This is a genomic window from Colwellia sp. BRX8-7, from assembly GCF_014077275.1.
Classification (GTDB): domain Bacteria; phylum Pseudomonadota; class Gammaproteobacteria; order Enterobacterales; family Alteromonadaceae; genus Colwellia_A.
In genome coordinates this window covers 1-6,630 of the sequence record NZ_JACGVP010000036.1, presented here as the reverse complement: position 1 = coordinate 6,630, position 6,630 = coordinate 1, and the positions used below count along the sequence as shown (strand labels likewise).

Annotated in this window: 9 protein-coding genes; 1 reads left to right on the top strand and 8 read right to left on the bottom strand. The window is 34.2% G+C overall.

Features of this window, described 5'->3' with window-relative positions; all coding sequences use genetic code 11:
* Positions 1-494 precede the first annotated feature (494 nt).
* Complete coding sequence (locus tag H4J57_RS18905; RefSeq protein ID WP_182243908.1) at positions 495-887, top strand: biopolymer transporter ExbD; 393 nt, start codon at positions 495-497, stop codon at positions 885-887.
* A gap of 355 nt (positions 888-1,242) precedes the next feature.
* Here H4J57_RS18905 and H4J57_RS18900 read toward each other — a convergent pair whose 3' ends face one another.
* The 8 genes from H4J57_RS18900 to H4J57_RS18865 all read right to left on the bottom strand — a co-directional run bounded on the left by H4J57_RS18900 (position 1,243) and on the right by H4J57_RS18865 (position 5,693).
* Positions 1,243-1,887 (bottom strand): NAD(P)H-binding protein, encoded by a 645-nt coding sequence (locus H4J57_RS18900; protein ID WP_182243907.1) that lies wholly within the window; start codon positions 1,885-1,887, stop codon positions 1,243-1,245.
* Between the two features lie 330 nt (positions 1,888-2,217).
* Positions 2,218-2,511 (bottom strand): hypothetical protein, encoded by a 294-nt coding sequence (locus H4J57_RS18895; RefSeq protein ID WP_070375257.1) that lies wholly within the window; start codon positions 2,509-2,511, stop codon positions 2,218-2,220.
* A gap of 98 nt (positions 2,512-2,609) precedes the next feature.
* The gene (locus tag H4J57_RS18890) at positions 2,610-2,843 is read right to left on the bottom strand and encodes a hypothetical protein (RefSeq protein ID WP_182218630.1); all 234 of its coding nucleotides are present in this window, start codon (positions 2,841-2,843) and stop codon (positions 2,610-2,612) included.
* A 116-nt stretch (positions 2,844-2,959) separates the two neighbouring features.
* On the bottom strand, positions 2,960-3,538 hold the full coding sequence (locus H4J57_RS18885) for a hypothetical protein (protein ID WP_182243906.1): 579 nt from the start codon (positions 3,536-3,538) through the stop codon (positions 2,960-2,962).
* 117 nt (positions 3,539-3,655) lie between these two features.
* Positions 3,656-4,117, bottom strand: coding sequence for a DUF2846 domain-containing protein (locus tag H4J57_RS18880; RefSeq protein ID WP_182243905.1), 462 nt, complete (start codon positions 4,115-4,117; stop codon positions 3,656-3,658).
* Positions 4,118-4,227: 110 nt separating this feature from the next.
* A complete protein-coding gene (locus H4J57_RS18875) occupies positions 4,228-4,587 on the bottom strand; it encodes a hypothetical protein (RefSeq protein ID WP_182243904.1) in 360 nt (119 codons plus the stop codon).
* A gap of 130 nt (positions 4,588-4,717) precedes the next feature.
* The gene (locus H4J57_RS18870) at positions 4,718-5,068 is read right to left on the bottom strand and encodes a hypothetical protein (protein WP_182243903.1); all 351 of its coding nucleotides are present in this window, start codon (positions 5,066-5,068) and stop codon (positions 4,718-4,720) included.
* 106 nt (positions 5,069-5,174) lie between these two features.
* Entirely contained in the window at positions 5,175-5,693 is a 519-nt protein-coding gene (locus H4J57_RS18865) for a DUF1697 domain-containing protein (RefSeq protein ID WP_182243902.1), read from the bottom strand.
* Positions 5,694-6,630 lie beyond the last annotated feature (937 nt).

The window sequence follows — 6,630 nt, the reverse complement described above, 5'->3', positions numbered from 1 at the left end:
ACCTTATCTATAAAACGTTAAGTTAACTACTTTACTCTAAAGTGATGTAGATAACTTATCAAAACAGCTCTTTCGTGGTTCGTTTTGACTGAACCCCTTGGAACTGGAGCGCATTCTAGACATTTTCTAAAAACTATCAAGCACTATTTTCATCTTTTTGTTTGTTCGAATGAAAAACAAGCAGACAGGATGATATTAAAACATATATCTACTAATAACTCCCCTACAGTTATTTATAAGCACTATAAATCTGGCCCTATTTTTACTTTAACTCATCATGTCGAATATCAAATAGTATTCTTCAGCGTACAAATATCAATATGATGTGCTGCATATTTAATTAATTTACTCATCTCACCTATTAATTAGTCGTTTTGTTTTTACTTATTTACGAATAAATTCGTATATATATTGTTTTATCGATAATTTGAACTAATGTAAAAGATATACGAAATAACTCGTAGAATGTAACTAACAAATATTGAGGTGCCAGGATGAGAAGAAATAAACTTTATGAAGACCAAAAAGCTGAAGCAGATATGACACCTATGCTTGATATTGTTTTTATCCTTTTAATATTCTTTATTGTGACCACCTCATTTGTTAAAGAACAAGGTTTCTTAGTGAATAAACCCGATGGCGGCAATCCTAATCAGAATAATAATCCTATGTTACTTATAAGAGTAAATGAAAATGGTCTTGTTTCCTTAAATGGTAGAATTACAGATATTGAAAGACTACCAGCAAATATAGAAAATTATATGGCTACTAACCCAGTATCTGCTGCTGTTGTGATCCCTCACGCAAATACAAATTATGATAATGTAGTTAAGGTTATCGATCACATAACTATGGTTGGTGGGCTTACGGTATCTATAGGAAAATAGTTTATATATGAGGGTTAGTCTTTTGATGGGCTAACCCTTTAAACTCAGGTTCCTGTTATATATGTGCTTCGATATATTAAGGTCAATCATATTAGTTTGTATAACCCGCTAGTCACTAAAATGATATTTAACTCTGTTAATGCTGACAGTAATAATCAAGTACTTGGCATCTAGCTTGTGTTATTAGCGTTTACATAGACAAAGCAGACTATTAATGACACCTAATACACTCTTATTACAAGAGACGATTAACTCATTATCCCCGGCGCTTAACCTACTCCCTACTTAATATTGTTTATTAGTAAAAAATTATTAATCTGGTAATAAGTCTACCTATGTATAATGCTGTTGATCACTAAATAAAAACTTCATCAAGACAAAAAATCTCTATTGACGGACCAAGCTCCTGGCTAGACAAGACCATTCTTGCTGCTACTTGCTCACCCGTTATCGGGCGGAAGCGTCGTAGCAAGGGTATAATGCATAAAATAGGCATGAACCAACTAGCCATTTTTTCACCTAAGCGAAATTCTGTTCGTTGACCAAGTAGTAATGACGGTTGAAAAATACTAATACGTTTAAAGGGTAATTGTTTTATTCTCTGCTCCAAAAGACCTTTCATTTTCAGATACGAATTATTACTTTGATCATTAGCCCCAGCAGAAGAAACGAGTAGGTAGTGATTAACACCGTTGCTTACTGCTAATTGTGCTGCTTCAAACTGGTAATCAAGATCTACTCTACCTTGTTCCACGATTGAACCCGCTTGCTTAACTGTTGTACCAAGACATGAAAATAAAATGTCCGCATGAAATAGTGTGGTGTAATTATTGAGGTGTTCGAAGTCCACGACTTGATTACAAACTTTTGTTGATGTATGTGGGGAAGGCCTACGTGTTAGTGTAATAATTTCACTAATATGGTCACTGCTAACGAGTTGATCAACTATCGCCCGTCCGACTAACCCGGTAGCGCCTATAACTATAGCTTTTTTTGCCATTACACTCTCTCTAGTATTATCCCGGAAAATTGATGCTTTTTTACTGTGTCGAAAATATATTGAGCTGAATTAATGCAGGGATAAGATAAAACCTCGTTAAAAGGATAATAATTGTTAACTGAAATTTATGAAAACCTATACTAGCTAACAATTTATCGTCGGTCTATATTGGCTTGTAGCTTTGTTATTGGCATGGTGTCTCTGAAGTTCTTTTATATAAGTAGATAAAAGTAGTCCAACGCAATAATTATATCGGTTATGCCACCCAATTATATTAGAACGGCCGTTAGCCAACTGTATTTTGTCCCTGTTTAAATTCTGGTGATGTTTTTATACCGACGATCTCACTATTTTTAGAAAATAACCAACCATTAAAGAGACTAACAAACCAAAAAACGAAACAAGTGCAGATACGAGTAAAACTGCTACACCAATATTAGCCGTTTCAGCTGTATTTTCGTCTAAGCCTAGGTAATTAGACTGAAAAACAAAAATAAATAATAGTGATACAACAACAATGGCAAGAGTTGAATACATTGATGCTTGCCAAAATGAGTTAGGAAGTTTCCAATGAACGCCACCCGCAATTAATATAGATAATCCAGCTAGTAAATATGGGACCAATGCTCAAACCTCTCAAAAAATATAGTTGGCTAAAATGGAAAACGAAGTGAAAACAGCCAACTGTATCTTCCGTTCGAGTTATTGTTAGGGCTTATTGCTTATTGCTTATGAAGAGTAAACGATGTTTTTTTTGATGTTAATCGCTTTGCTGATAATATTTTATAATAACCAAGTGATATGCCTGATTTTACAAATGCATAGCTTAACGTATTCCCTTTATATGGGAAAACGTCACTAATCTGATCTTGTTGCAGCTCCATATTTATTAATTCGTCATAAGAATTAAATGAAGAAGTTAAAACGTCTAAACCATCAACTTGAATAATATCCATAAATTGTGACCTTATACTCTAACGCCCTATTAAGAGACAAATGAATGTTAGCTAAAATAAACATCGAAGGAGTATATAGCCAACTGTTATTTTTCCTGCTTGAATGGCTTATGCTACTAAAACTCGGTGAACTGAATATTATTAAAAAACGCATCACTATCGTTTTGTAATGTTGAATATCCAGTATCTACAAAGTAACGACTAGAGTACTCAATATTTACACCTACTGTATTTTTTTTAGGATGTTGGCAATTATAGCCAATACTTTCAAATAACATTGAGGCTTTGCCTCCTTGAATATTAGCATTAGTATCTTGAGATATTGAATGGTATTTAACACAAACAGCACCATTAAGTAATGAAAGGTTTTCGGTATTTTCTTTGTTTTCAAATCGCCCCGTATTTGGGGCAGATGCTCTCGAACTAACAATATATTCTAGAAACTTTTTATCTGAATCTAAACTTGGCAATTGAAATATAGAAACATTTACAACTTGCGATTCATTTTTAGCAACGCCTTTACTCCCAAGAGATGATTGATAGCCTGAAGCAGTGATAACCACCCAATCTCCATTTTGTGGAGGGAGTGTCGTTACACCATAGATGTTAATAGGGCTATTTGAATTTACAATGGGTGCCAAAGTTGCACACGAAGCAAGAAATAAACTTGATAATAATACTATAATTTTAAACACTAACTTTCCTTAGTAGCATAGCGCCGCGTTAAGTGGCTTTTAATTGTTGGCTAAAATATCAAACGGAGCCGAACCTAGCGACGGTTAAAAGTTCTGCTTTAATAGCTTATTATGAGATTACATACTCGAATTAAGTATTTTTAAATCGTTTGCAGCTTGTTCTTTATTAACTTCAATTAATCCCGCAGCCCCCGAAAATGACATTACTGTCCCCATTGATGTTGCATCTTGAAATTCTATATCGAACCTTAAGTAATATGTCTTACCTTTTTCCATATCAATATTTCCAATTACATCTCCAAAAATCCAATTATCTAGAAATGAAGTTGAACCTATTTTTATCTCATGTGCCCCTGGCTCTAGGTGAGTTAAGACATAACCAGAATTTTTTAAAGAAAACTTTTCTTTACCATCGATGAAAATGGTTGGCCAAGTTCCCCCTTGAAAGAATTTAGATGGCCTATAAATATATAAAGAACTCTTATTTACAGCTGAATTTTCAAAACCTTTAAACCGATCTCCAGAAGCAGAACATCCACTAAAAAGTAGTGTGCATATAATCAGAAATAATACTCTCAATTTAAAAACCTCATAACGCCTCATTAAGAGACAAATAATTGTTGGCTAAAATAGCGACGCAGGAGCAAAAGCCAACTGATATTTGTCCTGCTTGAATGACTTATAAATCGTTAATCACTACACTCGACTTTGGCATAATCACCGCCACCAACTGTACTATCAGGTATAGTAAACCCTATATTTTCAGCAGTTTGCGAATGATTTTCGTGAATAGTAAACACATGTAACTTTCCTGTTCCCCCTCCACAGACTGAGGGGTAATCAACCAATATTAAATTACCACAACTTTCAGCTTTAACTTCAATACCGGCTTCTTGCAGATAACTCTTAGTTAATGATATTGATAAACCATTATCCTGACACTGTAACTCCCCTGTACTTATATATACTTCAATATTATTGTCAGAGTCCGATTGGTTGCAACCGGAAAGAGATACCAGTATTGGTAGTATTAGATAAATAAATTTCATAGCGTACTCCATTACTTTATTTAGATTTTTAACACCCCATTAAGAGGCTTTTTATAGTTGGCTAACATGTGAGGCGAAGCGGACTTAGCCAACAATTTTTAGCGTAGGTTTGAATAACTTGCTATTTTTACTATGATACAGAAGCATTTACAACTTCCAACGTTCCATTGCGCTGTACTATGTGAACGAAAGCTAGGAACTCGTCATCTGATTTTGAATACCCTTGTTTCCAGAAAACCCTTACGTCACTTTTTTTTCTAATAACACCAACCAACTCTCGTTTTGTAAAAAAACCAAGAGTTTCTTGATATGCTTTGCACTGCTTTTCAAGTTCATCTTTAGTTACAATACTTTTCATATTGTCACTAAAGTCTCGCACATGCTTTTCATGGTCAATTTCAGTGGAAGCATCCATAAGGTTATCCATTATAGGATTAACTAATTCCAATATTTCGTCATTTGAAAGCTTCAACCAATTCATGAATAACCCTAGATAGCTAACGCCCACTTAGGCGAGAAATATAGTTGGCTAAAATGTTGAACGGAGTGAATACAGCCAACTTTATATTTTCCGTTTGAAGTTCCTGTTATGCATTTTTTAGCATAGTGCTAATTTTATTAATAGTATTTAGATTTCTACCTGTCGCACTTTGACCTAAGCAAGACTCTACATTTGTTACTAGTTTTGAACGACCTATGCCTTGAGGTGCATATAAATAAAGGACATTACCTTTAACTGTATACTCTTCAGAACTTGATATATATTTATTTAACTTATCTTGAACTAGGTTGAGATTATTTTTACAAAAGTAAAAGTGTACAAATTTACCTTCAAATTCTTTGTATGGATTATTTAAAGCTGATGTTGAGAACACTGATTCTTCTAAAGAAAAAACCGCAGGAGCAAAGCCAAAGTTCTTGGATATAATACTTTGCACTTGCTCTGTTGGATTTTTAGGGCTTTTTAAAACGATATTGCCACTTTGGATATATGATGAAACACTTTCATAGCCACTTTGTTCCAAAAGCGGGACAAGCTCTTTCATCGGTAATATATTATTGCCCCCAACATTGATCCCTCTGAATAATACGATGAATTTTTGCACCAAATTCCCTTAAATGTCTAACGCCTAACTAGCGGCGCGAAATTGTTGGCTAAAATAGCGGACGGAGTAAAACTGCCAACTGTCTTTTATCCGTTTGAATGCTTTGTTAGTATCAACACATTCAAAATAAGCCATTTTAACTAAATGATAATTAAGTAGAACTTAACACCATTCAATAATTTTTTATCGTGTCAATACATGCCAAATCACATAAGCCCAAGACAAGAAACCGTGCAGAATTGCCCATAAGATTGACTTATTTACGCTCCATGAAATAGCAATTGAAAGAGCTGTTCCAAATGTAATTCCATACTTTACTATTTCTTTCCCTGAATTTTCCATTAATGGCATTCCTAGTTTGGTTATTTTTATTAAATATTATCAATTATAAGCATAATACTATGATGCATTGATATATCAGGGAGCTGGTACTCTCCGATAAGCGGTTTAGTTCAACAGCTTATATGGAGACTACTCACTAATGTACATCCATAAATTAAATTTATTATGCATTAATATCACATAATTTTAACAATTTAGGAACGATAAACTTTGAAATTTCATCACTATTTGGATATTACTGAGGCTTATCACTAATAACACAAGGCTAGGTCATCAGAAAATATATTATAAATATTTTAAGTTCAACAATACCGCGAAGTGATCACTACTTCTTATATTATTGAGATAGCGATCTTCTTACCGCCACCTTAAATCAATGAATGATTTTGTCGTCATTTACAGTGGTGCATCAGGATGTAATTCGCTGACTAGGCAAACGCGATTATGAAGGGTTATTCTGCTAAGTTTTCAAACGCCAGAAAGCAAAAAACCCGACTCTTTCGGATCGGGTTTCTGACGTGTAGGGATATACTAATGTCGCGTTGCCAAGGATGGCAAAGAGCGACCTAAATAGGAGCTTAGCAATGTCCTATTC

Bases quoted from the DNA above. Each gene is read 5' to 3' on its own strand.
- H4J57_RS18905 (WP_182243908.1), top strand. From the start codon at position 495: ATGAGAAGAAATAAACTTTATGAAGACCAAAAAGCTGAAGCAGATATG.
- H4J57_RS18900 (WP_182243907.1), bottom strand. From the start codon at position 1,887: ATGGCAAAAAAAGCTATAGTTATAGGCGCTACCGGGTTAGTCGGACGG.
- H4J57_RS18890 (WP_182218630.1), bottom strand. From the start codon at position 2,843: ATGGATATTATTCAAGTTGATGGTTTAGACGTTTTAACTTCTTCATTT.
- H4J57_RS18875 (WP_182243904.1), bottom strand. From the start codon at position 4,587: ATGAAATTTATTTATCTAATACTACCAATACTGGTATCTCTTTCCGGT.
- H4J57_RS18870 (WP_182243903.1), bottom strand. From the start codon at position 5,068: ATGAATTGGTTGAAGCTTTCAAATGACGAAATATTGGAATTAGTTAAT.